Annotated in this window: 22 protein-coding genes; 8 read left to right on the forward strand and 14 right to left on the reverse strand. The window is 59.7% G+C overall.

The window, feature by feature from the left end; genetic code table 11:
• The first annotated feature begins 83 nt into the window (after nt 1-83).
• From J2Y86_RS24370 to pdxH, 4 genes are all read left to right on the forward strand, one after another.
• A complete protein-coding gene (locus J2Y86_RS24370; protein ID WP_253437435.1) occupies nt 84-2,594 on the forward strand; it encodes a beta-galactosidase in 2,511 nt (836 codons plus the stop codon).
• 226 nt (nt 2,595-2,820) lie between these two features.
• Nucleotides 2,821-3,966 carry a serine hydrolase domain-containing protein gene (locus tag J2Y86_RS24375; RefSeq protein WP_253437438.1) on the forward strand — a complete coding sequence of 382 codons (1,146 nt, stop codon included), beginning with the start codon at nt 2,821-2,823 and terminating at the stop codon, nt 3,964-3,966.
• Nucleotides 3,967-4,080: 114 nt separating this feature from the next.
• Nucleotides 4,081-5,175 (forward strand): OmpA family protein, encoded by a 1,095-nt coding sequence (locus J2Y86_RS24380; RefSeq protein WP_253437441.1) that lies wholly within the window; start codon nt 4,081-4,083, stop codon nt 5,173-5,175.
• Nucleotides 5,176-5,199: 24 nt separating this feature from the next.
• Entirely contained in the window at nt 5,200-5,847 is a 648-nt protein-coding gene (pdxH, locus tag J2Y86_RS24385; protein ID WP_253437444.1) for a pyridoxamine 5'-phosphate oxidase, read from the forward strand.
• Nucleotides 5,848-5,852: 5 nt separating this feature from the next.
• Here pdxH and J2Y86_RS24390 read toward each other — a convergent pair whose 3' ends face one another.
• On the reverse strand, nt 5,853-6,089 hold the full coding sequence (locus tag J2Y86_RS24390; RefSeq protein WP_253437447.1) for a hypothetical protein: 237 nt from the start codon (nt 6,087-6,089) through the stop codon (nt 5,853-5,855).
• A 168-nt stretch (nt 6,090-6,257) separates the two neighbouring features.
• Between J2Y86_RS24390 and J2Y86_RS24395 the strand changes: the two genes are divergently transcribed.
• A complete protein-coding gene (locus J2Y86_RS24395) occupies nt 6,258-6,722 on the forward strand; it encodes a glycine zipper 2TM domain-containing protein (protein WP_017336812.1) in 465 nt (154 codons plus the stop codon).
• A gap of 65 nt (nt 6,723-6,787) precedes the next feature.
• On the opposite strand, the gene J2Y86_RS24400 is transcribed toward J2Y86_RS24395, so the two are convergent.
• The 4 genes from J2Y86_RS24400 to nhaA all read right to left on the reverse strand — a co-directional run bounded on the left by J2Y86_RS24400 (nt 6,788) and on the right by nhaA (nt 9,762).
• Nucleotides 6,788-7,045 (reverse strand): DUF7683 domain-containing protein, encoded by a 258-nt coding sequence (locus J2Y86_RS24400; RefSeq protein ID WP_253437449.1) that lies wholly within the window; start codon nt 7,043-7,045, stop codon nt 6,788-6,790.
• The gene (locus J2Y86_RS24405) at nt 7,042-7,272 is read right to left on the reverse strand and encodes a DUF7683 domain-containing protein (protein ID WP_253437452.1); all 231 of its coding nucleotides are present in this window, start codon (nt 7,270-7,272) and stop codon (nt 7,042-7,044) included. Before J2Y86_RS24405 ends, J2Y86_RS24400 begins: the two co-directional genes overlap by 4 nt.
• Entirely contained in the window at nt 7,269-8,453 is a 1,185-nt protein-coding gene (locus J2Y86_RS24410; RefSeq protein ID WP_253437455.1) for a colicin E3/pyocin S6 family cytotoxin, read from the reverse strand. Before J2Y86_RS24410 ends, J2Y86_RS24405 begins: the two co-directional genes overlap by 4 nt.
• A 121-nt stretch (nt 8,454-8,574) precedes the next feature.
• Nucleotides 8,575-9,762 (reverse strand): Na+/H+ antiporter NhaA, encoded by a 1,188-nt coding sequence (nhaA, locus tag J2Y86_RS24415; RefSeq protein ID WP_253437458.1) that lies wholly within the window; start codon nt 9,760-9,762, stop codon nt 8,575-8,577.
• A 236-nt stretch (nt 9,763-9,998) separates the two neighbouring features.
• Here nhaA and J2Y86_RS24420 point away from each other — a divergent pair, with 236 nt between their 5' ends.
• Nucleotides 9,999-11,096, forward strand: a complete 1,098-nt coding sequence (locus J2Y86_RS24420; RefSeq protein WP_253440417.1) for a PLP-dependent cysteine synthase family protein — start codon at nt 9,999-10,001, stop codon at nt 11,094-11,096.
• Between the two features lie 126 nt (nt 11,097-11,222).
• On the opposite strand, the gene J2Y86_RS24425 is transcribed toward J2Y86_RS24420, so the two are convergent.
• From J2Y86_RS24425 to J2Y86_RS24435, 3 genes are all read right to left on the reverse strand, one after another.
• The gene (locus J2Y86_RS24425) at nt 11,223-12,836 is read right to left on the reverse strand and encodes an NAD(P)/FAD-dependent oxidoreductase (protein WP_253437461.1); all 1,614 of its coding nucleotides are present in this window, start codon (nt 12,834-12,836) and stop codon (nt 11,223-11,225) included.
• Nucleotides 12,837-12,931: 95 nt separating this feature from the next.
• On the reverse strand, nt 12,932-13,585 hold the full coding sequence (locus tag J2Y86_RS24430; RefSeq protein WP_253437464.1) for a COG3650 family protein: 654 nt from the start codon (nt 13,583-13,585) through the stop codon (nt 12,932-12,934).
• Between the two features lie 197 nt (nt 13,586-13,782).
• Nucleotides 13,783-14,382, reverse strand: a complete 600-nt coding sequence (locus J2Y86_RS24435; protein ID WP_253437466.1) for a short chain dehydrogenase — start codon at nt 14,380-14,382, stop codon at nt 13,783-13,785.
• 105 nt (nt 14,383-14,487) lie between these two features.
• On the opposite strand from J2Y86_RS24435, the gene J2Y86_RS24440 reads away from it, so the two are divergent.
• Nucleotides 14,488-15,396, forward strand: coding sequence for a LysR family transcriptional regulator (locus J2Y86_RS24440; protein ID WP_253437469.1), 909 nt, complete (start codon nt 14,488-14,490; stop codon nt 15,394-15,396).
• A gap of 196 nt (nt 15,397-15,592) precedes the next feature.
• On the opposite strand, the gene J2Y86_RS24445 is transcribed toward J2Y86_RS24440, so the two are convergent.
• From J2Y86_RS24445 to J2Y86_RS24465, 5 genes are all read right to left on the reverse strand, one after another.
• A complete protein-coding gene (locus J2Y86_RS24445) occupies nt 15,593-16,294 on the reverse strand; it encodes an ABC transporter ATP-binding protein (protein WP_253437472.1) in 702 nt (233 codons plus the stop codon).
• Nucleotides 16,295-17,062 carry a high-affinity branched-chain amino acid ABC transporter ATP-binding protein LivG gene (gene livG / locus J2Y86_RS24450; RefSeq protein ID WP_017336820.1) on the reverse strand — a complete coding sequence of 256 codons (768 nt, stop codon included), beginning with the start codon at nt 17,060-17,062 and terminating at the stop codon, nt 16,295-16,297.
• Nucleotides 17,059-18,315: a high-affinity branched-chain amino acid ABC transporter permease LivM gene (locus J2Y86_RS24455; protein WP_253437475.1), complete on the reverse strand. Its 1,257-nt coding sequence runs from the start codon at nt 18,313-18,315 to the stop codon at nt 17,059-17,061. The genes livG and J2Y86_RS24455 overlap by 4 nt, the downstream gene beginning before the upstream one ends.
• The gene (gene livH, locus J2Y86_RS24460) at nt 18,312-19,235 is read right to left on the reverse strand and encodes a high-affinity branched-chain amino acid ABC transporter permease LivH (protein ID WP_253437478.1); all 924 of its coding nucleotides are present in this window, start codon (nt 19,233-19,235) and stop codon (nt 18,312-18,314) included. Before livH ends, J2Y86_RS24455 begins: the two co-directional genes overlap by 4 nt.
• A 232-nt stretch (nt 19,236-19,467) precedes the next feature.
• On the reverse strand, nt 19,468-20,595 hold the full coding sequence (locus J2Y86_RS24465; RefSeq protein WP_253437482.1) for a branched-chain amino acid ABC transporter substrate-binding protein: 1,128 nt from the start codon (nt 20,593-20,595) through the stop codon (nt 19,468-19,470).
• Between the two features lie 339 nt (nt 20,596-20,934).
• On the opposite strand from J2Y86_RS24465, the gene J2Y86_RS24470 reads away from it, so the two are divergent.
• On the forward strand, nt 20,935-21,240 hold the full coding sequence (locus tag J2Y86_RS24470) for a DUF2288 domain-containing protein (RefSeq protein WP_253437485.1): 306 nt from the start codon (nt 20,935-20,937) through the stop codon (nt 21,238-21,240).
• A gap of 303 nt (nt 21,241-21,543) precedes the next feature.
• Here the strand turns inward: J2Y86_RS24470 and J2Y86_RS24475 are convergent, their stop codons facing one another.
• A complete protein-coding gene (locus J2Y86_RS24475) occupies nt 21,544-23,745 on the reverse strand; it encodes a hypothetical protein (RefSeq protein ID WP_253437488.1) in 2,202 nt (733 codons plus the stop codon).
• Nucleotides 23,746-23,875: the final 130 nt, after the last annotated feature.

Genomic DNA, 23,875 nt, shown 5'->3' on the forward strand with positions numbered 1-23,875 from the left:
CAAATCTGCCCGCCGCGTTGTCTATCTCTCTGCCATCGCTTTTCCATTGGCCCATTGAGGTCGTTAGGGAGAATTTCGTTCTCATGATCCGCCGTTCGTTGCCTGCCGTTTTTGCCTTGTTGTTCACAACGCCCTTGCTCGCTGCGCCCGCAGCCCAGCAGACGCTGTTCAACTTCGTGCGCCCCGCCGACGTGGTTCAGGTGGCGACTCAGGACGCCAGCCTGCCGCAATCCAATGCCGAGCAAACAGCCGAAGGCGAAGTGCTGCGTCGGGTGACGTTCAACCCGGTGGCCCAGCCAACCTTGCGCCTGACTCCGCAAACCGGTGCCTGGGACTGGTCGCAGTCCGGCGTGATGAGCCTGCGGATCCAGAGCGCGATGAACTGGGCCGTGACGCTCTACGTGAAAATCCAGAGCAACGACGGCAAGACGCTGATCAGTCGCGTCGACCTGCCGGCCGGTCCTGCGCAAACGCTGCTGGTGCCGCTGGTCGCCACTTCGCCACTGAGCCTGGGCATGAAGGCCGGCCCGCCGATGCCGATGACCGTCGACGGTCAACGCATCCTGCTGGCCAGCAGCGCCGGTGAACTGGATCGCAGCCAGGTGGTGTCGGTGACCTTGTCGATGGATCAGCCGAAAGTCGCCCAAAGCATCCTGCTGGAACGCTTTGGTGTGCAAGACAGCGCGGCTGTGACCCAAGCCGTTTACGGCGGGCTGGTGGACGCGTTCGGGCAATCGACCCGAAGCAAATGGCCGGAGAAGATCGGCAGCGACGAGCAACTCAAAAGCGCCGCCGCCAAGGAACAGCAACAAACCAAAACCTGGTTGGCCGAGCGCGAGAAGTCGTCGCTGGACAAATTCGGTGGCTGGTTGAAAGGCCCGGCCTTCAAGGCCAGCGGCTTTTTCCGCACCGAGAAACGTGACGGTCGCTGGTATCTGGTGACACCGGAAGGGCATCCGTTTTATTCGCTCGGGGTCAACACCGTTACCCCGGACGTCAACCAGACCTACATCGCCGGCCGCGAATGGATGTTCGAGTCACTGCCAAAACCTGACGAGCCGCTGGCCAGTCATTTTGGTGAAGGCGACAACCGTGGCGGCAATGGCGTCGATCAGGGCCGTGGCTATAACGCCGGCCGCTGGTACGACTTCTATGGTGCCAACCTGCAGCGTCTGTATGGCGCTCCTTGCGTATTGGGCAGCGACACCAAGGCCGGTGTCGCCGAAGCGGCCAAGGCTGACGCGGTTGAGGCGACGGTTGAAAAAGCCGCTGAGCAACCGGTCGTGCCGGCCACGGCCGAATCCGGTGTTGCCGAAGCCGCCAAGGCCGGCGCAGAGGACGCGACCGTTGCGAAAGCGGCCGAGCAGAAACCCGCCGAGCCCTGCACAGCGGTGATTGATGAACAACGCTGGACCAGCCACACCCTGGATCGCCTGCAAGCCTGGGGTTTCAACACCGTCGGCAACTGGAGTGCCCCGGCACTGGCCAACGCTGATCGCGTGCCCTACACCTTGCCGCTGTCGATCGTCGGCGATTACGCCAGCATCAGCACGGGCACCGACTGGTGGGGCGGCATGCCCGACCCGTTTGACCCGCGTTTCGCCATGGCCACCGAGCGTGCCGTGGCCATTGCCGCCCGCGATCATCGTGACGATCCGTGGCTGATCGGTTACTTCGCCGACAACGAGCTGGCCTGGGCCGGCCCCGGTGACGACCCGAAAGCCCGCTACGCGCTGGCCTACGGCACCTTGAAAATGACCACCGACGTGCCGGCCAAGCGCGCGTTCCTCAAGCAACTGCGCGACAAATACCGCAATCAGGCGGGCCTTTCCAAAGCCTGGGGCATCGACCTGCCGGCGTGGGAATTGATGGAAGACCCAGGCTTCGTACCGCCGCTGCCAAGCGCCGAACACCCGGAAATCGAGGCTGACTTCAAATACTTCCAGAAGGTCTTTGCCGACACGTACTTCAAAACCATTTCCGACTCGCTCAAGTGGCACGCGCCGAATCAGCTGTTGCTCGGCGGTCGCTTTGCCATCAGCACGCCGGAAGCCGTGGAATCCTGCGCGCAGTATTGCGACGTGTTGAGCTTCAACCTGTACACCCTGCAACCGCAGGACGGTTACGACTTCGCAAAATTGCGCAGTCTGGATAAGCCGGTGCTGATCACCGAATTCAACTTTGGCTCCGCCGATCGTGGCCCGTTCTGGGGTGGCGTTACGCAATTGGCCAAGGAAGAAGACCGCGGCCCGGCCTACGCCAACTTCCTGAAACAGGCGCTGAGCGAGCCGTTGATTGTTGGCGTGCACTGGTTCCAGTACCTCGATCAACCGGTGACCGGCCGACTGCTGGACGGCGAAAACGGGCACTTCGGTCTGGTGGGCATTACCGATCTGCCGTTCCAGGGCTTTGTCGACAGTGTGCGCAAGAGCAACCTCGCGGCCGTTGATCAGCTGGGCAAAGAGGCCGAGAAGGCCAAGGCTGAAGCGGATAAAGCCAGCCATGATGCCGAGGGTGGGCGAAAAGCCGAAGCCGGCAAAGGCCCGGGGCAGGGCGCCGGTAACCCGGGTGGGCATTCCGGGAAGGGCCATTAAGGCCTGAAACCGAGTCATCGTTCTTCGCGGGCAAGCCTCGCTCCTACAAGAGCACCTCTGAACCTGTAGGAGCGAGGCTTGCCCGCGAAGGCATCCTCAAAAACACCATAAATTTCAGAGCCAAGACACGGGCAAACCGACCGCCCAGCCCGCCCCTGTTCCCAAAACCATCAATGGCTGGAACAATGCGGGCCACTTTGTAGAGCTTTGTCCGAGGGAGTAGCGGGTGCAGATTCAGGGTCATTACGAACTCAGGTTCGAAGCGGTGCGTGAAGCGTTTGCCGCGTTGTTCGACGATCCCCAGGAACGTGGCGCAGCGCTGTGCATCCAGGTCGGAGGCGAAACCGTCGTCGATCTCTGGTCCGGCACCGCCGACAAGGATGGCCTTGAGGCCTGGCACAGCGACACCATCGCCAACCTGTTCTCCTGCACCAAGACCTTCACCGCCGTCACCGCCCTGCAACTGGTGGCCGAAGGCAAGCTGCAACTGGACGCCCCGGTTGCCCGCTACTGGCCCGAATTCGCTGCCGCCGGCAAGGAATCCGTCACCCTGCGTCAATTGCTCTGCCATCAGGCCGGTCTGCCGGCGTTGCGCGAGTTGCTGGCGCCCGAGGCGCTTTACGACTGGCAGACCATGGTCGATGCACTGGCGGCCGAAGCGCCGTGGTGGACGCCGGGCACTGCTCACGGTTATGCCGCGATCACCTATGGCTGGCTGGTCGGCGAATTGCTGCGTCGGGCCGACGGTCGTGGGCCGGGCGAGTCGATTGTGGCCCGCGTCGCCAAACCGTTGGGGCTGGATTTCCACGTCGGCCTGGCGGATGAAGAGTTCCATCGCGTGGCGCACATCGCCCGTGGCAAGGGCAACGTCGGCGATGCCGCGGCCCAACGCCTGCTGCAAGTGACGATGCGCGAACCGACGGCCATGACCACGCGGGCCTTCACCAACCCGCCGTCGGTCCTGACCAGCACCAACAAGCCCGAGTGGCGGCGCATGCAGCAACCGGCTGCCAATGGCCACGGCAATGCCCGCAGCCTGGCCGGGTTCTACGCCGGTCTGCTCGACGGCAGCCTGCTGGAAAGCGAGATGCTCGACGAGCTGACCCGCGAACACAGCCTCGGCGAGGACAAGACTTTACTGACCCGGACCCGCTTCGGCCTGGGTTGCATGCTCGATCAACCGGACGTTCCCAACGCCACTTATGGCCTCGGTCCACGAGCGTTCGGCCATCCGGGCGCCGGCGGTTCCATCGGTTTTGCTGACCCTGAGCACGATGTCGCCTTCGGTTTTGTGACAAATACACTGGGGCCTTACGTCTTGATGGATCCGCGCGCGCAAAAGCTCGCACGGGTACTGGCCACTTGTCTGTAAAACGCGCTCAACGGTTCCAGGGCCGGAACCCGAAGGCCTTTATGTTTTCCAAGCGTCTGTTTATCCGGGTCATGCCGGCCTGATTTTTTATGACTTCATTTTTGTGGATATCCAATGTCACTTAATAAAACCACCCTCGCTTTGGCCCTGTGTGTCGCTGTTACCGGTTGTGCGCAGACTCCACAAAATGATTCGGATGGCAGCAGCTGGTGGCCGTTCGGCTCCTCCGACAAAGTCGCGGCAAAAGAGCCGGCTCCCGCTCCGGTACCCGTGAAACCCGTCGCAGCGGCCCCGGTGGTCAAGAAGGCTGAAAGCTCCAATCCTTGGTACTGGCCGTTTGGCTCTGAGGAAGTTCTGGACAAGAAGCCTGAGGTGAAACCTGAAGCCAAACCGGTTGAAGTGGCCAAGGCTGAAGCCGATGCGGGTGGCAAATGGTGGTGGCCGTTCGGCGGCAAGGAACAGAGCACCGCTAAAGTCGTGCCGATGCCGGATCCGAAAGTCACCCAGGCCTGGCTCGATGATTACGAACCGCGCCTGCGCGAGGCAATCAAGGACAGTAACCTGCAACTCGAGCGCCGTGAAAACGTGCTGGTGGTGACTGCGCCGGTAGAAGGCTCGTTCAACCCCGACCGTCCAGCGATGTTGCTGCCGGTCACCCTGGGCCCGTTCACTCGCGTGGCGAAAATCCTCGAAGTCGATCCGAAGACCGCCGTGCTGGTACTTGGTCACAGCGACACCTCGGGCGCCGCACCGGCCAACGTGAAACTGAGTCAGGAACGGGCACAAGCCGTGGCGGCGATCTTCCGTCTCAGCGGCTTGCAGCGTGATCGCCTGATGCTGCGCGGCATGGGCGGCGAAGCCCCGCGTGCAGCGAACGACAGCACTGAAGGCCGTGCCTTGAACCGTCGCGTTGAGCTGCTGGTGACCCCGCAAAACACCATGGTCGCGCTGCTGAGCAAATACAACATGCCAGCCCCGGCGCCGGTGAAATTGGTCGCAGCCCAGGACGTCAAGCCAGTGGTCAAGCCGGTTACGCCTGCACCTGCCGCGAAGAAAGCCGCTGTGCCTGCCGCGAAAAAAGCACCGGCCAAGAAAGCCGCTGCCAAGAAGGCACCGGCCAAAACTGCGACACCGGCCAAAAAGACCGCGCCGGCCAAAGCTGCAGCAACTGACAAGAAAGTCGTTGCCGCCGATGCTGTGAAAAAGTGATTCGTTAACCAAAAGGAATGCGCCATGACCCAGGGCCTGGCTGATATGCGTCGCGACTACACCCGAGACGGCCTGACCGAGGCACAAGCCCCGGCCGAACCGTTCGCGCTGTTCCATCAGTGGTTTGCCGACGCGGTGAAAACCGAACAGGCACCGGTGGAAGCCAACGCCATGACCCTGGCGACCGTCGACCAGGACGGTCGGCCGCATTGCCGCATTCTGCTGCTCAAGGGCCTGGACGAACACGGCTTCACGTTCTTCACCAACTACGACAGCGCCAAGGGGCAGCACCTGGCCGCGAATCCGTTCGCGGCCATGACCTTTTTATGGCCGGCCCTGGAGCGTCAGGTGCGCATCGAAGGTCGGGTGGTGAAGGTCACGCCGGAAGAGTCCGATGCCTATTTCCAGGTTCGGCCGCTGGGCAGCCGTCTCGGCGCCTGGGCTTCACCGCAAAGCCGCGTGATCGCCGATCGCGCTGAACTGGAAGCGTTGCTCAAGAACACCGAGCAACGTTTCAGCGATACACAGCCTCATTGCCCCGAACACTGGGGCGGTTATCGCCTGCTGCCTGAGCGCATCGAATTCTGGCAGGGTCGTTCGAGCCGTCTGCACGATCGCCTCAACTACCGCTCGCAGGGCGCCGACTGGATTCTTGAACGTCTGGCACCCTGAGCAGTCTACCGATCGGGATAGCCTGCCGCAGCGGCCTCCAGCCACTGGGGCAGGTCCCGACGCTTGATCTTCTGCGCTTGAGCGTTCGCCAGTTGCTGGAGCATGAAGACTTTCTTATGCTCGTCCTCACCAGCCAAGGCTAACGCCAGGTCGCGGTCCATCCAGCGTTTGATCCGCAAGTACAACCAACCATGGAAGTACAGACCGGCGACAGTGGTGACGACAATGATGAAGTAATCCATGACAATTCCTGGTTCAGCGGCGCAGATTCAGCCATTTGCCGCTACTGTGTGCTGAGTTCGTGGAGGCGCCTGTACCTGGCCTGAATCAAACCAATTTTATCCGGGCCACGTCGTGACAGGCGTCAAGCTGCGGAGTTTAATGATGACCTGTCCTTTGGAGTTGATGCTATGCGTAAGTCTGTTCTGCTGGTTGCTTCCTTTTCCACGATGGCGATGTTGCTCACTGGCTGCCAATCGAGCTTGACCGGTGACTCCTATTCCCGTGACGAAGCGCGTCGTGTGCAGACCGTTCGCATGGGCACCATCGAATCCCTGCGTCCGGTGAAAATCGAAGGCACCAAGACCCCGATCGGCGGCCTCGCCGGCGCGGCGGTCGGTGGTGTTGGCGGCAGCGCCATTGGCGGCGGTCGCGGCAGTATCGTTGCGGCGGTCATCGGCGCCGTTGCCGGCGGCCTGATCGGCTCGGCCACTGAAGAAGGCCTGACCCGCGCCCAGGGCGTTGAAATCACCGTTCGCGAAGACGACGGCAGCATGCGCGCCTATGTTCAGCAGGTTCAGGAGAATGAAGTGTTCCGTGTGGGTGAGCGGGTGCGGATTGCTACTGTTGATGGGACTAGCCGCGTTTCGCACTAAGCGAGAACGGGTAAAAGAAAACCCCGATCAGGTGACTGGTCGGGGTTTTTTATGCGAGTAGAAAATTACTTGCTTGCATGACTCCCGATCTGAAAATCGTACTTCGGGTCGTAGAACGTAATGCCGATCAAAGCTTCCAACTGCGTTATCTGAGCACTATCAAGATCGTAACCATAGATTTCGTCTTCTGGTTCGCTCCACTTCATTATTATTCTTAGCTTTTCGATATTCTCCCTGGGGATGGGCACTTCAAACACTAAAAATTCTGTTTTTTTATCAAAAGCTTCAACTGCATGGCGTACCGCCGGATAGCTTCGAGTCATTCTGTGCATACCAGTTGTACGATGTTATTTGCACCCATTAGGGATTTTCCTGTCCAGTCTTCCAATACCTTTACTTGTTCTGGGGACAAGTCGTGACCGTCGAATTCGTCGTCCGGTTGCTGCCAGTTCATCAGAACTCTCAAAGCTTTACGTCGACTGCCAGGGACATCTACGGTAAGAAGCAGATCTTCAGTCTGACGGTCGAAAACCTCTATTACATGTTTCATTTGTCTACTCTCCTTGCCGGATCGGCAGGTTTTGTCTGCTCTCCGGTTTCTGGGTTGTACTCTCCCAGATGTTTTCCTTGTTTCGTGTACAACTCAACCTTGCCATGTTGTGAGTCCCATTCATAAATTCTCCCTGACGGATCCTTCCAGCGTCTGCGTTTTTTTCCGCCGCCCCGCACGGAAGTTTTCATCGGCGCAGGTTTTATATCTGGAAAAGCTGGTAATGCTGTTGGCGCAGGGTGGTACTTCAGGTCTCCCAGGACACTCAGAACGATGTAAACCGGCTGCACCCCCGACCCCACCGGAAAAACAAGAATGAAATCCTTGTAATCAGGCGGATAAACCGGATCGACGATGATGCTGTCAGCCTGTTTCGTCGGCGGATAAACCCAGATGTGCGGTGCTTGCGGAGCTGCCTCCAGTGCGGGAATGCCGAGGATGTCTGAACCATCCACAGCCGGTGTCCAGATCAGCTCAACGCCATCCCCCAGATCCGCAACCTGCTGACTGCCGCGCAATGCAAACTGCACGACATCCACCATTTCCCAATCGCGATTCTTGCCGGTGTAGAAGCCATACCCCTTGAGGCTGCCATCAGCCTGTTGCTCAACCCGCAAGCGCACGCGAGTACGCGCCTGTTTCAGGGCCCGGAGCTGGTCTTCGGTGTAGAGCGAGCTGTCGCCCAGGCTCGAGGGTGTGACCAGTGCGACAAGGCCAACCAGCGTTGCGGCAACGGTGGCGGCAGCGGCGGCAGGAATGGCGGCGAATGCCGAACCGGCCAGGGTGAGGCTGCCCAGACCGGCAGGAATCGCTGTGCCGCTGATCTTTTTCAGTGGCACAGCGCCTGATTCATCCGCTTCGCGAGCGCCCAGCAGAATCAGCTCACCGTAGTCTTTCAGGCTGTCAGTCGGGACCACGCCGGAAGGATGGGAGTAATCGATGATGGCATCGGGGAGCTTGCAGGACTTGGCGAACACGCAGCCTGCGCGAACGGCATCGTCCCTTTTCGCAAGGACCTGCAGACTGTCTTCAAAGGCCTGTTGCCTCGCGAGCAGGGCGTCGTAAGCGTTTTGGCGTGTGTTTCGCGCGGCCAGTTCGGTGGCCGTCATGTAGCGGTAGGTAACGTGATGCCCGTCACCTGAGGGTGGGTTTTGAACCCGGGGAATGTCCTTGCCAGCCACTGATCATCCTTGCATTCGTCCGTCGACAACCCTTGAAAAACGGGCTGTGCGACGTTAACGAACGTGGCTGATCGTGGCTGTAGGACGCGTCTCGAATGACGTTAGGAGTTGTCCCTGTTGATCAGGATGGCAGCGCGGTGTTCTTGCGACTCGACGCTGCCGTCACCGCATAACCGATCAATGCCGCCAATATCGAACCGGTCAAAATCCCCATTCGGTCCATGCCGGCGTAGTCACTGACGCCCGGTTCAAACGCCAGGGAGCCGACAAAAAGACTCATGGTGAAACCGATCCCGCAGAGGATCGCCACCCCCAGCACCTGGCCCCAATTGGCGCCTTGGGGCAGGGCGGCGATGCCGATTTTCACCGCCAGCCAGGTCAGGCCGAACACGCCGAGGGTCTTGCCCAGCAGCAGGCCGACCGCGATGCCCATCGGCACATGGTGGGTGAAGCTTTCGACGGTCACGCCACTCAGGGACAGGCCAGCGTTGGCGAAGGCGAACAACGGGAGGATGCCGTAGGCCACCCATGGGTGCAGGGCATGCTCCAGCGTCAGCAGCGGTGAAGGTTCGGCGTTTTTCGTGCGCAGCGGGATGCAGAAGGCCAGGGTGACGCCGGCCAGTGTCGCGTGGACACCGCTTTTGAGCACGCACACCCACAGGATCAAACCGATGATCATGTACGGCCCGAGCTTGACCACGCCGAGCCGGTTCATCGCAATCAAGGCAACAATGCAGCTCCCGGCGAGCGCCAGCGAAAGGGTCGATAGCGTTCCTGAGTAGAAGATCGCAATGACGATGATCGCGCCCAGGTCGTCGATGATGGCGAGGGTCATCAAAAACAGTTTCAGCGACACCGGCACGCGCTTGCCCAGCAGTGCAAGGACACCGAGGGCGAAGGCGATGTCAGTCGCCATCGGAATGGCCCAGCCGCCGAGCGCTGCGGGGTTGTCACGGTTGAAAAACCAGTAAACCAGCGCCGGCACGACCATGCCGCCAATGGCCGCGGCGCCAGGCAGGACGACCTGCGAAGGTTTCGACAGTTGACCGTCGAGGACTTCGCGCTTCACTTCCAGGCCGATCAGCAGGAAGAACAGGGCCATCAGGCCGTCGTTGATCCACAGCAGCGCCGGTTTGGCGATTTGTAGCGCACCGATCTGCGCCACCACCGGAGTGTCCAGAAAGCTGGTGTACAGCCATGACAGCGGCGAATTATTGATGATCAAAGCCAGGGCTGCAGCGGCGATCAACAACAGACCGCTGGCAGCTTCCAACTGAAAGAAACGCGTGAAAGTGCTACGCAGAGGCAAGGTCGCTCTCCATCGAATTATCAAAAAAGGTGGCACACCCTAACCCGTACCGTTAGTTGTTAAAACAAAAGTTATATTCTTTTTTGTTATATGCCGTTACAGCCGAAAGGGCGACACGGACCTGAGCCTAGCAGTTGCCGGACGTATTGAAGCTCAGCTGTATCTGTGCGGGATGTCGGATTTTTCCTAAGCTTCAGGGCTGAGCCTTGCGACAAGGCCGACTCAACGAGAAAACCATCATGAGCGACAACCGACAGTGGGCTCGAGAAGCCATCCGCATCATCGAAGCCGACTTCCAGCGCAGCGCCGATACCCACCTCATCCCGTTACCCCTGCCGGGTTTGCCGGGCATCGAGTTGTATTTCAAGGATGAGTCGAGCCACCCCACCGGCAGCCTGAAACATCGCCTGGCGCGCTCGTTGTTCCTGTATGCGTTGTGTAACGGCTGGCTCAAGCCCGGTGCGCCGGTGATCGAAGCGTCCAGCGGTTCGACGGCGATTTCCGAGGCGTACTTCGCCCGTTTGCTGGGCTTGCCGTTTATTGCAGTGATGCCGGCAACCACCTCTAAAGAGAAGATCGCGCAGATTGCTTTCTACGGTGGCAAGAGCCATCTGGTCGATGATCCGACGCAGATCTACGCCGAGTCCGAACGCCTGGCGCGCGAGCACGACGGGCACTTCATCGATCAGTTCACGTACGCCGAACGCGCCACCGACTGGCGGGCGAACAACAACATCGCCGAGTCGATCTTCCATCAGATGCGTTTCGAGCAGCATCCCGAGCCGAGCTGGCTGATTTCCAGCCCCGGCACCGGCGGCACCACCGCGACCCTCGGCCGTTACGTGCGTTATCGCCAGCATTGCACCCGCGTGCTGTGTGCCGATGCCGAGCGTTCGGTGTTTTTCGATTACTACCTGACCGGCGATGCCAGCCTGCGCCTGGATCACGGTTCGCGGATCGAAGGCATCGGTCGGCCACGGGTCGAGGCGTCGTTCCTGCCGAAGGTGATCGATGCAATGGTCAAGGTGCCGGACGATCTGTCGCTGGCGGCCATGCATTACCTGGCGCAGCGTTTGGGACGGCGAGTGGGCGGGTCGAGCGGGACCAACCTGATCGGCGCGTTGATGGCGGCCCAGCAGATGGTGGCGGCGGGGGAGTCGGGGTCGATCGTGGCGATTCTGTGCGATGGCGGCGAGCGCTATGAGACCAGTTATTACGATCAGGATTGGCTCAAGGCCCAGGGGTATGAGTTGAGTGGGTTGATGGATGTGGTGGCGGCGAGTGTCGAGCGGGGTGAGCCGTTGCCGGCGACCGTGCTGCGCGCCAATATCTAAGCCGGACACCACCCCTGTAGGAGCGAGGCTTGCTCGCGAAGAACGATAATGCTGTCTTTCAGGAAGACCGCGTCAACTTCTTCGCGGGCAAGCCTCGCTCCTACGGGGGCGGTGTCGTTCCTGGGATCAGGCTTCGAGACCGAGGATATCGCGAGCCACGGCTTCAGCGATGCGAATCCCGTCCACACCTGCCGACAGAATCCCGCCCGCGTAACCCGCGCCTTCACCCGCCGGGAACAAGCCCTTCACGTTCAAACTCTGCATCGACTCGTTACGGGTAATCCGCAGCGGCGACGAGGTGCGCGTTTCGATCCCGGTCAACACCGCGTCATGCAGCGAGTAACCTCGAATCTGCTTCTCGAACGCCGGCAAGGCTTCGCGAATGGCTTCGATGGCGAATGCCGGCAAGGCCAGCGCCAAATCACCCAGCGCAACACCGGGTTTGTAGGACGGTTCAACGCTGCCCAGCTCGGTGGACGGTCTGCCTGCGATGAAATCGCCTACCAGTTGCGCCGGCGCTTCGTAATTGCTGCCGCCCAGCACAAAGGCGTGGGATTCCAGGCGCTCCTGCAACTCGATACCGGCCAGCGGGCCGCCCGGGTAATCGACTTCCGGGGTGATGCCGACGACGATTCCGGAGTTGGCGTTGCGCTCGTTACGCGAGTATTGGCTCATGCCGTTGGTCACGACGCGATTCGGTTCGGACGTCGCCGCGACCACGGTACCGCCGGGGCACATGCAGAAGCTGTAGACCGAGCGGCCGTTCTTGGCGTGGTGCACCAGTTTGTAGTCGGCGGCCCCGAGTTTCGGGTGGCCGGCGTATTTGCCCAGGCGCGCGCGGTCGATCAGCGACTGCGGGTGTTCGATGCGGAAACCCACCGAGAACGGCTTGGCTTCCATGAACACGCCACGGCCGTGGAGCATGCGGAAGGTGTCCCGGGCGCTGTGGCCGAGGGCCAGAATCACGTGTTTCGAATGGATCTGCTCGCCGCCGTTGAGCTCGACGCCGACCAGTTGGCCATCTTCGATCAACACGTCGGTGACGCGCTGCTGGAAGCGCACTTCGCCGCCCAGGGCGCGAATCTGCTCACGCATGTTTTCCACAACGCCGGTCAGACGGAACGTACCGATGTGCGGCTTGCTGACGTAGAGGATTTCTTCCGGAGCGCCGGCTTTAACGAATTCATGCAGGACTTTTCGGCCGATGAATTTCGGGTCCTTGATCTGGCTGTAGAGCTTGCCGTCGGAGAATGTCCCCGCGCCGCCTTCACCAAACTGTACGTTGGACTCGGGGTTGAGCACGCTTTTACGCCACAGGCCCCAAGTGTCCTTGGTGCGCTGGCGAACTTCTGTGCCGCGTTCGAGGATGATCGGCTTGAAGCCCATCTGTGCCAGCAGCAACCCGGCGAAAATCCCGCACGGACCGAAACCGACCACGACCGGACGTTGCTCGAGATCGGCCGGCGCCTGGCCGACCACTTTGTAGCTGACATCCGGCGCCACGTTGACGTTACGGTCATCGGCGAACTTGTGCAGCAACGCGGCCTCATCCTTCGCAGTGAGGTCGATGGTGTAGATGAAGCACAGTTCGGAGGACTTTTTGCGCGCATCGTAGCTGCGCTTGAACAAGGTGAAATCGAGCAGGTCATCACTGGCGATGCCCAGGCGCTGCACGATGGCAGGGCGCAGGTCTTCTTCGGGATGGTCGATCGGCAGCTTGAGTTCAGTGATTCGTAACATGACAGGATCCGGTTCGCGGGGCGCACAACTGCGCCAGGGCGTTTGAAGGCCGCGATTATAAGCCTCAAAGAATGATTCCCGTGAGGCTTAAACGATCAGTCGTCGCGTGATCCGCCGAAATACCCGCAGCCGCGCTGGACCTGGCCATCGATGCGCAATTCGGCGCTCATGTGCTGGACGCTGCCGGTGCTGCTGTCGACGCACCGTTGCGGCGCGACCCACAGTTCGATGCGCTGGTTATTGGCTTCGGTGCTGAGGTTGAAGCGGCCGTCGCCCAATTGTTCTTCAACATAAGGCACGGCCAACGGCGGTTGACCTGCACGGTCGATGACCATGCCTTTGCCGCTGACTTTCACGTTCCACTCTGGACCGTGACCGGCGGCGCGCAGGATCAACAGTTTGAAATTGGCATCGTCACAGGCCGTGCCGGAGCGTTCGACGCGGTACAACTGCGCAAGATCCAGGCGACTGCCCTCGATCCGGCCACGCACATCGGCGAACAGCTTGCCCTGGGCATCGGCCAGGCTCGCGAACTCTTGCAGGACGCTGGTGCCGCCGGTGTCCTTGACCACGAAACTGCGCTGCTCATTACATGGCTGGAACGACAGCTTGCCGTCGGCTGCCATCAGTTGACCCTGCATTCGGGTCTGGCCTACGTGGGAAGCACTTTCACGCGGGCCATCCAGCAACTGGCAGGCGGCGAACAGCGGAAGCAGGGCAACAAGGACTAAGGAACGGGCAACACGCATCTTTGGCTCTCCAGACAAGTGCCGCCACGTTACTCAGCCTGACCGTTCATCACAACCCCGCTGACTTTTGATTTGGCTGCGTCGATCAAACTGTAGGAGCGAAGCTTGCTCGCGAAGGGGCCAGTTCATTCAACATCGTCGTTGAATGACACGACGCTTTCGCGAGCAAGCTTCGCTCCTACAGGGATGGTTGTGTGTCAGCCGACGTGGAAGGTCTGACCTGTTTGCAGGCCTTCCACGCTTTTGGCGTAGGCAAGTGCCACATCGGCTGCGGGAACCGGTTTGTAGCCGCGGAAGTACGGCGCGTATTTGCCCATGGCTTCGAGCAATACGGTAGGGCTCACCGAGTTCACCCGCAGGCCGCGCGGCAGTTCAATCGCCGCAGCGCGCACGAAGCTGTCGAGGGCGCCGTTGACCAGGGCTGCCGAGGCACCGCTGCGAATCGGATCATGGCTGAGCACGCCGGTGGTGAAGGTGAACGAGGCACCATCGTTGGCAAATTCGCGGCCGATCAGCAGCAGGTTGACCTGGCCCATCAGCTTGTCTTTCAGGCCCAGGGCGAAACTGTCTTCGCTCATTTCAGCGAGCGGTGCAAAGGTTACGTTGCCCGCGGCGCAGACCAGCGCATCGAACTTGCCGGTCTGTTCGAACAGTTTGCGGATCGAGGTGCTGTCGCTGATATCCACATGCAGATCGCCGCTATTGCGACCGATGCGGATGATCTCGTGACGCTCGGACAATTCCTTGTCGATTGCCGAACCGATGGTGCCGCCTGCGCCTATCAAAAGAATTTTCATGCTGCTGAACCTCATGTGTGTTGAAAGTGGCTTCAGTCTAGAGTGGTTTTTTCTGCGGATAAGCGCGCTAATAGGCAACCTTTGGTTTTCAAATGGAAACAATCCATGAGCGAGATGGATGATCTGGCGGCGTTCGCCGTGTTGATCGAAGCAGGCAGTTTCACCTTGGCGGCGCAGCAGCTGGGTTGCAGCAAGGGGCAGTTATCCAAGCGCATCAGCCTGCTCGAGTCGCGGTTTTCCGTGGTGCTGTTGCAACGCACCACTCGACGCTTGAGTTTGACGGCGGCCGGGGCGGCGCTGTTGCCGCAAGCCCAGGCGCTGGTCGTCCAGGTGGAACGAGCGCATCAGGCATTGGCGAGGTTGAAGGACGACATGGCCGGGCCGGTGCGTATGACGGTTCCGGTCTCGCTGGGGGAAACCTTCTTCGATGGCTTGTTGCTGGAGTTTTCCCACCAGTATCCCGAAGTGCAGATCGAACTCGACCTCAGCAACAACTATCGTGATTTGTCCCGCGACGGTTTCGATCTGGCGGTTCGCGCCGACGTGGGCAATGACGAGCGTCTGGTGGCGCGCCCCCTATTGGCCTGGCACGAACTGACCTGTGCCAGTCCGGCCTACCTTGAGCAATACGGCGAACCGTTGACGCCGCAGGCGCTCGCAGAACACCGCTGTTTACTCAACAGCCACTACAGCGGCCGCGAAGAATGGCTGTATCACCAGCAACACGAGTTGTTGCGGGTGCGTGTGTCGGGACCGTTCGCCAGCAACTATTACAGCCTGTTGAAGAAAGCCGCATTGGGTGGCGCGGGTATTGCGCGTCTGCCGTCCTACCTGCTGCAGTCGGAATTGGCTGACGGGCGTTTGCGCTGGCTCCTTCGCGACTATCAGACACGTCGCATGCCGATGTACCTGGTGCATCCGTATCAGGGTGGGTTGCCCAAGCGCACGCAAGTGCTGGCGGATTATTTGATTGGCTGGTTCAAGCGAAGCGGGGAGGCGCTGGATCGGCTCTAACGATAATGTCTGACACAACACAAAACCTTGTGGGAGCGGGCTTGCTCGCGAATACGGTTTCGCATTCAGCATCAATGTTGGCTGACCCACCGCTTTCGCGAGCACGCCCGCTCCCACACTGGATCTTCATTGTTGATGAGAGTGTGGCAGGCACAAAAAAACGGCCCGAAGGCCGTTTTTTGTTTACCGCAAAGGCTTAACCACCGAGGTACGCTTCGCGCACTTTCGGGTCGGTCAGCAGCGCTTCGCCGGTGCCTTGCATCACCACCCGGCCGTTCTCCAGAACGTACGCACGGTCAGCGATTTTCAGCGCCTGGTTGGCGTTCTGCTCCACCAGGAACACCGTCACGCCATCCTTGCGCAGCTGTTCGATGATGTCGAAGATCTGCTGGATGATGATCGGTGCCAGGCCCAACGAAGGCTCGTCGAGCAGCAACAGCTTGGGCTTGCTCATCAGCGCACGGCCGATGGCGAGCATTTGCTGTTCACCGCCGGACATGGTGCCGCCGCGCTGGGCAAAGCGTTCTTTCAGGCGTGGGAAAAGTCCGAGAACCTTGTCCATCTGTTCCTGATAATCGCCCTTGTTGGTGAAGAATCCGCCCATGGACAGATTCTCTTCCACTGTCAGACGGGCAAACACCCGACGACCTTCCGGTACGACCGCAATGCTTTTACGCATGATCTGCGACGAGTCCTGGCCGACGAGCTCTTCACCCATGTAGCGGATGCTGCCGCTGTGGGCTTGCGGCGAACCGCAGAGGGTCATCAGCAGGGTCGACTTGCCGGCGCCGTTGGCACCGATCAGAGTCACGATCTCGCCCTGACGGACTTCGACGTTGACGCTGTGCAGCGCCTGGATCTTGCCGTAGAAGGTGGAAACGTTTTCGAATTGCAGCATTTACGCTTCCCCCAGGTAGGCTTTGATCACTTCAGGATTGTCGCGGATCTGTTCCGGCGTGCCGTCGGCCAGGGGCGTGCCCTGGTTGATCACGACGATGTGGTCGGAAATGCTCATGACCAGTTTCATGTCGTGTTCGATCAGCAGCACGGTGACGTTGTGCTCTTCGCGCAACATGCTGATCAGCGCCTTGAGGTCCTCGGTTTCCTTCGGGTTCAGGCCGGCGGCCGGTTCGTCGAGCATGAGGATCCGCGGACGGGTCATCATGCAGCGGGCGATTTCCAGACGGCGTTGCTGACCGTAGGCCAGGGTGCCGGCCGGGCGGTTGGCGAACGCCGTGAGGTTGACCTTGTCCAGCCAGAACTCGGCGAATTCCATCGCTTCGCGTTCGCTCTTGCGGAACCCCGGCGTCTTGAACAGACCGGACAGGAAGTTGGTGTTCAGGTGACGGTGCTGCGCGATCAGGAGGTTCTCGACCGCTGTCATGTCCTTGAACAACCGCACGTTCTGGAAGGTGCGCACCACGCCTTTGAGGGCGATCTTGTGGCCGGGCAGGCCTTCGATCGGCTCGCCATCCAGCAGGATGCTGCCGCCGCTCGGTTTGTAGAAACCGGTCAGGCAGTTGAACACGGTGGTCTTGCCGGCGCCGTTGGGGCCGATCAGCGCAACCACCTGTTTTTCCTTCACGGTCAGGGCCACGCCGTTGACCGCCAGCAAGCCGCCGAAGCGCATGCTCAGATTTTCGACTTTAAGGATTTCGCGGCTCATTTGCGCAGCTCCATGTGAGGACGTTGCATGGGCAGCAGGCCTTGAGGTCGCCAGATCATCATCAGCACCATCAGGGCGCCGAACATCAACATGCGGTACTCACTGAACTCACGCATCATTTCAGGCAGCAGGATCATCACCACGGCCGCGAGGATCACGCCCAGTTGCGAGCCCATGCCACCCAACACAACGATGGCGAGGATGATCGCCGACTCGATGAAGGTGAAGGACTCCGGCGTCACCAGACCCTGACGGGCGGCGAAGAAGCTGCCGGCGAAACCGGCGAAGCTGGCGCCCAGGGTAAAGGCCGACAACTTGATGACCGTAGGATTGAGACCCAGTGCCCGGCAGGCGATTTCGTCTTCACGCAACGCTTCCCACGCGCGACCGATCGGCATGCGCAGCAAACGGTTGATGACGAACAGGGCGCCGAGGGCCAGCAACAGCGCAACCAGGTAGAGGAAAATCACCTTGTTGATCGAGTTGTATTCCAGGCCGAAGTACTCGTGGAACGTCTGCATGCCTTCGGCAGCCTTACGTTCGAAGGTCAGGCCGAAGAACGTTGGTTTCTCGATGTTGCTGATGCCGTTCGGGCCACCGGTGAGGCCGGTGAGGTTACGCAGGAACAGACGGATGATTTCACCGAAGCCCAGGGTCACGATCGCCAGGTAGTCACCGCGCAGGCGCAGCACCGGGAAGCCGAGCAGGAAGCCGAAGGTGGCCGCCATCAGGCCGGCGATCGGCAGGCAGATCCAGAAGCTCAAACCGTAGTAATGCGACAGCAGTGCATAACTGTAGGCGCCGACGGCATAGAAGCCGACGTAACCGAGGTCGAGCAGGCCGGCCAGACCGACCACGATGTTCAGGCCGAGGCCGAGCATCACGTAGATCAACACCAGGGTGGCGATGTCCACCGCGCCGCGGGAGCCGAAGAACGGCCAGACCAGGGCACCGGCGATCAACGCAATGATGAACCAGCGCTGGGTGGTCGGCAGGGTCAGGAAGTTGCTGGCCTTGGCCGGAATCAACGGCATGTTTGGCGAGGAGCGCCAGGCCGAGCTGATCTGCTGATCGAACAACACCCGCAGGAACATCAGCACCGAGCACACGGCGATGGTGATCAGCGTTGCATTGCTGGTGCCATGGACTTCGAGGTTGATGCCGACAATGGTCAGTTTCAGACCGAGCACCGGGTAGGCAACGGCCCACACCAGCAAGGCGCTGAACAACGCCTGTTTAAGATTCCTAGTCATACTTTCTCAACCTCCGGACGGCCCAACAGGCCGGTTGGCCGGAACAACAACACCAGAACCAATAGACCGAACGCCACGACGTCCTTGTACTGGTCGCCGAAGATATCGGCACCGAAGGCTTCCGCTACCCCAAGCACCAGCCCGCCGAGCATGGCTCCGGGGATACTGCCGATGCCGCCCAGTACTGCTGCGGTGAAGGCTTTGAGGCCGACGAGGAAACCTGCGTTCGGGTTGATCACGCCGTATTGCATGCTCAGCAGCACGGCAGCGATGGCGGCCAGTGCGGCACCGATGACGAAGGTCAGGGCGATGATGTTGTTGGTGTTGATACCCAGCAGGTTGGCCATCTTGATGTCTTCGGCACAGGCGCGGCAGGCGCGACCCAGGCGAGAGCGGGAGATGAACAGCGTCAGGCCGATCATGGCGACCAGGGTCACCACGAACACCACGATTTGCATGTAGGAAATCAGCACTTCATGTGCGCCACCTGGCCCGATGGCGAAGTTGCCGGGGATCAGGTTGGGAATGGATTTGTCCTTGGAGTCTTGCGCCAGCAGAACCGTGTTCTGCAGGAAGATCGACATGCCGATGGCGGAAATCAGCGGGATCAGACGGTTGCTGCCGCGCAAGGGGCGGTAGGCGATCCGTTCGATGCTGTAACCGTAGGCACTGGTCACGACAATGGTCGCGAGGAAAGCGGCGGTCATCAACAGCGGAACACTGTCGAGTCCCAGCATGGCCAGCCCGGCGATGGCGATGAACGCCACGTAGGAGCCGATCATGTACACCTCGCCGTGGGCGAAGTTGATCATTCCAATGATGCCGTAAACCATCGTATAGCCGATGGCGATCAGGGCATAAGTGCTGCCAATGGTCAGACCATTAACCAGCTGTTGGAAAAAGTGATAGATGTCAGGCATTACAGCGCTCCTAAAAACCTGATACGCATTTCACTGGTGGAGTCATTTTCCCGCTCGAGCCCCGTGGATCTGCATCCACTTCGAACGCGAGGTTTGCCAGCGAACCGCTGATGACGGTTTTGAGATTTTCAGGTGGGGAGACTGGCGGATCACGCCAGCGCGGCCCTATACGTTCGTAAAACAAAGCCCACGGCACGCCGTGGGCTTTATTGGCAGTCAGTCAGGCAACGCCTTACTGAGGCTTGGCTTCAGTTTTTGGTTTGCCGAAGTGCCACTCGTAAACCACGAATTTGAAGTCTTTCAGGTCGCCCTTGGCGTCGAAGCTCAGGTCGCCAGTCGGGGTTTTGAACGTGCCAGCGTGGATCGCTTCAGCCACTTTGGCAGAGTCTTCGGACTTGGCTGCCTTGATGCCGTCGGCAATCACGGTCACCGCCGAGTAGGCCGGGAACACGAACGGACCGCTCGGGTCTTCTTTCTTCGCCTTGAAGGCGTCAGCCAGAGCAACGTTGGCTGGATCCTGGTCGAAGGATTTCGGCAGGGTTACCAACAGACCTTCGGAAGCGTCTTTGGCGATCTGCGAAATCGAGTCGTTACCCACGCCTTCCGGACCCATGAACTTGGCTTTCAGGCCTTTTTCCTGGGATTGACGCAGGATCAGGCCCAGCTCAGGGTGGTAGCCGCCGTAGTAGACGAAGTCGACGTTGGCTTGCTTGAGCTTGGCGATGATCGAGGAGAAGTCCTTGTCGCCGGCGTTGATGCCTTCGAACACGGCAACCTTGGTGCCTTTCTTCTCGAGGGTCTGTTTAACGGCGGTGGCGATGCCTTCACCGTATTGCTGTTTGTCGTGCAGAACAGCAACGATCTTCGGTTTTACGAAGTCGGCGATGTAGTTACCGGCGGCAGGGCCCTGGGCGCTGTCCAGACCGATAGTACGGAAGATCATTTTGTAGCCGCGATTGGTGATGTCCGGGCTGGTGGCAGCCGGGGTGATCATGATCACGCCTTCGTCTTCGTAGATGTCCGAAGCCGGTTGAGTGGAGCTGGAGCACAGGTGACCTACCACGAACTTGACGCCGTCGTTGACGACCTTGTTCGCGACAGCCACAGCTTGTTTTGGATCACAGGCGTCATCGTATTCAACGGCTTCGAGTTTCTTGCCGTCTACGCCGCCCTTGGCGTTGATCTGTTCGATGGCCATTTTGGCGCCACTGAACTGCATGTCGCCGTATTGGGCTACAGGACCGGTCTTAGGGCCGGCGATGCCGATCTTGATGGTGTCAGCTGCGAACGAATGGCTGGCAACCCCGGCCAGAACCATAGCGGCAAACAGTTTGGAAATCTGCTTAGTAGCCTTAGTCATAGTGCTCCACTCTTACTGTTGTAGTTTTTATAGTCCTGGCGCCGTAGCAGCAGAACCGGGTCAGATATCTTCGATATCCTCCGGAAAATGCCCCCGGCAACTGTACCGGTACAGTGTAGAGCGCCGATTGTCAGCCTGGGAAGCTGGCGCCGGGGGGCAAAATCAGGGGGTGTCGCTTTTTTGAAAGAAAAAGACAGAATTGCGGCGGGGGCTTCAGCTGAAATATCAGCAATCCTTGGCTTTCCTGCAGTTTTCGATCGGTGACTCAATTGCATCCGGGTTTTTCTGCCAGACCACCAACGTTATCATCCACGTCGATTTCTTTTCCGGACAGGACCCATGACTCAAGAACCTAGCACCCTCTATGCCAAGCTGCTTGGTGAAACCGCATCTATTACCTGGAAGGAGCTGGAGCCGTTCTTCGCCAGGGGTGCCCTATTGTGGGTCGATCCGGGTCTGGATTTGATTGCGGCGGCCGAGGCTGTGGCAACGGACGAAGGGGAGAAAGTGGCTGCCTGGCTGGCCGCCGACGAGGTCGCCAAGCTGTCTGAAACGCGGGCGCTGGATCTTTTTGAACGCGACCCGGAGCTGTGGGCAGTGGTGGTTTCGCCGTGGATTCTGATCCAGGAAAGGGCGACGAAGTGAATCGCTGCACCGAATGAGTGCGTGAGCTCGCCGGGGGAAAGTGTGTAGCCGAGTAGCGTGATGGCATGTTGCCGTAGAGAAAGGCCACAGGCGTGGCCAGCATCACGGTGACGTAAACGTAACGGGCACAGTTTATTGAGCAGCCGATCGGCTGCTTAATTGTTTCTGGATGTTGGTATTTGTGGTGACCTTAGGCCGCTTTCGCGAGCAAGCCCGCTCCCACATTCAACCGCGTTCACTCAGGGCGAATGCGGTCAAATGTGGGAGCGGGCTTGCTCGCGAAGGGGGCGGCGCGGTGTAAGGTCAGACCGAGAACGTTTTACCGGTATGGTTATTAAGAGAAATAACCTTGGTCTTGCCAATCCGGTGACGGTAGATCTCGCGCAGGTACTTGATCGCCTTCTTCACGCAATCGCGCGACAGGCGAATGTCATTGATCGAGACAAACTTGTCCTTGTCGTTGATCAGCTCGCGGTACTTCTTCTCGTACATCGGTTTGATCGCATACCAGTTGGTATCGAGGATCTTCGCCGGGTTCTCGAACTCGTTAAGCAAGTCGTCGATCAGGTCTTCGTCGAATTCCTCATTGATGATGAAGTCCAGGATCGAATTATCCAGCGTGTCGTCGAAGCGGTACGGGTTCTTCGCGAAGCAGCGCTTGATGAACGCGACGATCAGCGTCAGGAAATCGTCCGACAGGCACGGGCTCTTGGCGATCAATGTGGTCAGCGACAAGTTGGCCGACGCGCCGATCACCAACGCATAACGCTTGAGCGTGGTGTTCGGGAACAGGCTGTTGAGGTGAGTCTTCAACCGGTTCAGGTCCATGTAGGACAGTTTGTAGTCTTTCGGCAAGGACACGATCGAGACCACCGACGAGCAATTCTTGAAGAAGTGCAGGTCGTGCAACGCGGCCGCGTCATAACCGGAATTCTTGTACTGCTCCAGCGACGCCCGATAACGCTTGGATTCGATCGGCAACAGGCTGATGCCTTCGATGGCCTGGGTGACCTTGTTGAAGTGCGGCAGGTCGATGGAGCGGAAGAACAGGTCGTCGATGTTCAGGCGCTGCGGCTCTTTTTCGAACACCTTGAACTTGTCGCTGCTCGGCGGCGGCGTTTCCGGCACCACGGATTCGGCGTAGGCAATCGCCACCGGGCCGGCCAGGCTCATGAACAGATCGTTGGCGTCGAGGCGGATGGTTTCGCCAATGTCGATGCCGGCGCGACGGAAATAGTTCTGGTCGTAGTCAGTCGTGACCGCCTGCGCCGTCAGAATGTTGAAGATCTGCTGCGAGATGTACTGGTTGGCGTGCTTTTCCATCGCGTTGACGTCGATGTTCTGGATGTTGCCGTCATCGCTTTCTTCGGCATAACGCATGATGTCGTTGGAGATCAGCATCATGGCGTTCCATGGGCGGATACGGCCCATGACGCTGGCTTCGCTGCTGTCTTCATTGGCGAAGTTGTAGGAGAAGTCCCACTCTTCCGACAGGTATTTGCACAACAGGCGACCGGCGTTGATGTGCAGCGCCTCGGACATTTCACTGCGGTGATCGGAAATGTTCGGCAGTACGCAAATACCGCTGGTGAAGATCGGCTCGAAGACGAAGGAATGACCGCTCTTGCCGTCATGCTCGTCCATCGGCTTGGTGTCGAACGTCTTGTTCATGTACGAGTGCTGCTGGGCCAGGCCGAATTCCGAGGCCATGCCCGAACCGGTACCGCCGCCGGCGCTGAAGATCGAGAAATACAGGCGCGACTGGTTGGCCTTGATCCCGCAGCTGTCGATCAGATACGAGTGAATCATCTTCCAGTCAGGGCTGGAGAAACGCTGGGTGTCCTTGTTCAGGATGATCTTGGCCAGGTACTGGCCGAGGATCGGCGCGTTACCGGCGCCACCGGCGTGGACTTCCGACAAGTCCATGATTTTCATTTTGCTGTAGTCGCGCAGGAAGCCGCTTTTTTCGCCCTTGCGCGAGAAACGGATGCGACCGGCGATGTCTTTGTCCAGGTCGCCGAGCATCACCAGCGGTTCGACCAGGAACACCGGTTTGGTGGCCTTGTTCGTCCCCAGGCGCAGGTTGTTGCGGATCCACTGGGCCGGGCTGTAGCCCTTTTCGGCGTAGCGTTTGTCCGGCGACAGGCGGTCTTCGTTGTTGAATTCGTTGAGGTAGAACTTGCGCGCGTTGTACACCAGCTCCGCGACGTCCAGCGCAATGTTCGAGCCGCAGCGACCGAGGCCGATCAGGCACACCGACGGGAATTCCTGGTCGCTGTGGTGCTCGCTATCGCCTTCCAGGTGCGGCGGGCGCGGGAACACCAGGTCGCGCAGGCCGTCGAGGTTGTCGAGGATGCGGTCGGTGTTGGTTTCGGTGAAGTACAGGTACTGCTGAGTCGCCAGCGGGCGCGACGGCGTCAATGGCTTCGACGTTGCGGGGCTGTTCGCCGCGGGGCTCAGCGTCAGATCGGATATCGCAGTGGCCGGATTGTTTTTGGAAGTCATTGTGCGCCATGTACCTGGGCTGGTCGGTCGGGCGACTCTGTCGTCGAACCGTCACGGATGGGTTCTCGCGTCTTTTTTAGCGCGTCATTGGCCCAAGCGTCAGGGGGTTGGCCTGAGCATCACTCGGGGG

The organism is Pseudomonas migulae, from assembly GCF_024169315.1.
GTDB classification, from domain to species: Bacteria; Pseudomonadota; Gammaproteobacteria; order Pseudomonadales; family Pseudomonadaceae; genus Aquipseudomonas; species Aquipseudomonas migulae_B.